Annotated in this window: 3 protein-coding genes; 1 reads left to right on the top strand and 2 read right to left on the bottom strand. The window is 64.4% G+C overall.

The window, feature by feature from the left end; all coding sequences use genetic code 11:
* Positions 1–275 precede the first annotated feature (275 nt).
* Together ACOJSF_RS04370 and ACOJSF_RS04375 are read right to left on the bottom strand one after the other, a co-directional pair.
* The gene (locus ACOJSF_RS04370) at positions 276–470 is read right to left on the bottom strand and encodes a hypothetical protein (RefSeq protein WP_420141008.1); all 195 of its coding nucleotides are present in this window, start codon (positions 468–470) and stop codon (positions 276–278) included.
* Positions 471–586: 116 nt separating this feature from the next.
* Positions 587–1702 carry a Fic family protein gene (locus ACOJSF_RS04375; RefSeq protein ID WP_420141009.1) on the bottom strand — a complete coding sequence of 372 codons (1116 nt, stop codon included), beginning with the start codon at positions 1700–1702 and terminating at the stop codon, positions 587–589.
* 258 nt (positions 1703–1960) lie between these two features.
* On the opposite strand from ACOJSF_RS04375, the gene ACOJSF_RS04380 reads away from it, so the two are divergent.
* Positions 1961–2728, top strand: coding sequence for a DUF4019 domain-containing protein (locus ACOJSF_RS04380; protein WP_420141010.1), 768 nt, complete (start codon positions 1961–1963; stop codon positions 2726–2728).
* Positions 2729–2867 lie beyond the last annotated feature (139 nt).

The following is a 2867-nucleotide window of genomic DNA, read 5'->3' on the forward strand; positions in this document are numbered from 1 at the left end:
ACTAAAGATTATGGGCGCTATAGACGAGTTGCTGACGACCTCGCGCGCAATGAGTCAACTGATTTCGCGACCCGATAAGATTCTGCCGGAGGAATACATTGGCCATGTTTTGCACGGACGTGGATTTGGATCTGGCCTAGAATACAGAAGGATTGATTATCTCATCATACGAGCAAGGGAACTTGCTCGCAGTGTAATTGATTCTTGTGACAATGAGGAAATCAAGGCTCAGCTAACTCGTCTGACAATATATCTCGTTGAGATGCGGCATTACATTAGGGACAGAAACGGCGAGCCTCTAGAGCCGATGCCAATGCGAGGTCGTCGAGGCAGGAGCGAGGTACATGAAGTACCCTCAGCCGATGAAGGTGGCGCCGCTGAGCTTCCGGGAGACCAGTAGGTTGGTAATGATACCGATACTGCGCCACCTGCAGCACCTGCTCCTTGTCGCTTCCCGCCACGCGATACACCAGCCGGTGCTCGGAATTGATCCGCCGCGATCACCAGCCTGATGGGTTACCGCAGCGGTTCGGGTTTGCCGGCTCTCTTAAAGGGATGCCGCTGGCATTCCCTGATCAGCATGCCCTTACCCGACTTGCAGCGCGGCCAATACTCCCGGAAACCGGATCAGCTTCGGGTATGTCCCGATCACCTCCTCTGCCACGCCGTGCGCGATCAACTCGCGGACGTTATTGGCCGCTCCGGCATAGGTCACGTCCAACGCCTCAGCGATGTCGGTGATCGACATCACCGGCCGCTCGAACGCCACGTCGATGATCTTGAGCATCAGCGCCGATCGCCGTGCCGTCTGGAATTGCTCACGATACGTCCGATGCAGGTCCTGTAACCGCTCGACGACGGTGATCGTCTCCACTGCGGACTCAGCGACCGCCTCCAGGAAGAAGGCGACCCAATCTTCCCATACGCCTTCGCGCGACACGGCGTACATCAGGTCGATGTAGCGATCCTTGTGCCGCTCCAGATACGGGCTCATGTACAGTAACGGCGTCGGCAGCGTGCCGGTGTCGATCAGCATCAGCGTGATCAGCATCCGCCCGACGCGGCCATTGCCGTCGGCAAACGGGTGGATTGCCTCGAATTGATAATGCGCCAACGCCGCGTCGATCAGCGGGGCTGACCGTTCGCGATCCTCGCGGTTGACGAACCCCATCAACATGTCGAGCGCGGCGGGCGTGTCCGCCGGCGGGGCGGGAATGAAGCGCGCCGTGTCGATCCGTCCCGAACCGCCGATCCAGTTCTGGTCGCGCTTTAGCTCGCCTGCCTCGACCGCAGCACCGCGATGCCGGGCCACGCCGGTCAGCAGCACGCGATGCGCGTCGCGGATCAAACGGCTGGAGATCGGCAGCCGCGCCAATCCTTCGATCGCACCCTCCAGCGCGAGGACATAGTTCAGCACCTCCCGATTGTCGCCGCGCTTTGCCGCGTCCGATGCTCCGGCTTCGAACAGGAACAGGTCGGACAGGGTGGTGTAGGTTCCTTCCATACTCGACGATGACACCGCCTCCCGGCGCTGGAGCGGCCGTATCAGCAGCAGCGGATTGCCGACGGTGCGACCAATCCCCTTCAACTCGCCCACTGCCTGGGTCGCGCGCGTGAGTTCCGGAAGGAAACGCGTCACAGCGAGTTCGCGCGGCGGAAGCGGCGCGGGAATGAACGCCTTGCGCCCGCCGATCGTCGGCACCAGGGTTCCGCTTGCGCGCGCGCCGAAGCCGTTTCGATCCATTGCACGGAAATACAAAGTTCGGCACGCACTTTCAACAAAAGCGTGATTTCGTAAAAAGTGACGCCGTTGGTTTAAAGCGGTGTACAATGCCCGAGCGCTGTCACCGCCGTACCATGGGTGATCGGTGGTCCGGCGTCTGATAATCCGAACAGCGTAGCTGCACCCCCAAATATTTAGGGGTAACCCCCGCCCCCTCGCGCGCCTACCGTCACGTCCATGGCCACCCGCACCGATCCGCCGCGCCATGGCTGCGACGCGCTGACCGAGAAGGAGAAGCAGACGCTCCGCCTGCTCCTTGCCGGGCATGATGCCAAATCGATGGCGCGGCACCTTGATCTGTCCGTCCACACCGTCAACGAACGCCTGCGCTACGCCCGCCGCAAGCTCTCCGCCGCGAGCAGCAAGGAGGCCGCCCGCCTGCTCCGCGCGGCCGAGGCGGCGCACCCCCAATCTCTTGGCCCCCAGACTTTGGGGGCTGCGGAGGCCGCACCGGCCGCACCACCTTCCGACCGCCCCGACGCGGGCCCGCCATCCCGGCGGCGCGCGCGCTGGGCGATCGGAGGTTTCGCCATGATCACCCTCGCCGCCGCCTTGCTCGCTCTGTCGTCGCCCGCCGACGATCCCCGCGCCGATGCGCCATCCGCACAGGCGCTCGCGCAGTCGGAGGTCGTGCAGTCGGCCAAGGCATGGCTGGAACTGGTCGACGCCGCGCGCTGGGCCGAAAGCTATGCCGCCACCGGCCAGTCCTTCCGCGCGCAAAACACGCTCGATCTGTGGGCCACCACGTCCGAAAAGGTGCGCGTGCCGCTTGGCCGCGTCGTCAGCCGCGTGGCGCTGAGTGAGGAGAGCATCCCCGCGCCGCCCGACGGCTACCAGCTCGTCCGCTTCCGCACGACCTTCGCCGCCAAGCCGAACGCGACCGAAACCCTCTCCCTCGCGCGCCAGGACGGCGCGTGGAAGGTCGCGGGCTACTACATCGAATGACGGCGCGCGGGCGGGCAGGGGCCTGATCCGCACCCCGCCCGCCGTCGCTCCCGACTCCGTTGCGCCCGCTGGCGGCGCGACCTACCTCAAGGCCATGCCCCAGCAGCCCGCCCACGCCCGCATCGCCCTCGGCCGGTTC

Origin of the sequence: Sphingomonas sp. (assembly GCF_048594985.1) — a bacterium.
Classification (GTDB): Bacteria; Pseudomonadota; Alphaproteobacteria; order Sphingomonadales; family Sphingomonadaceae; genus Sphingomonas_I.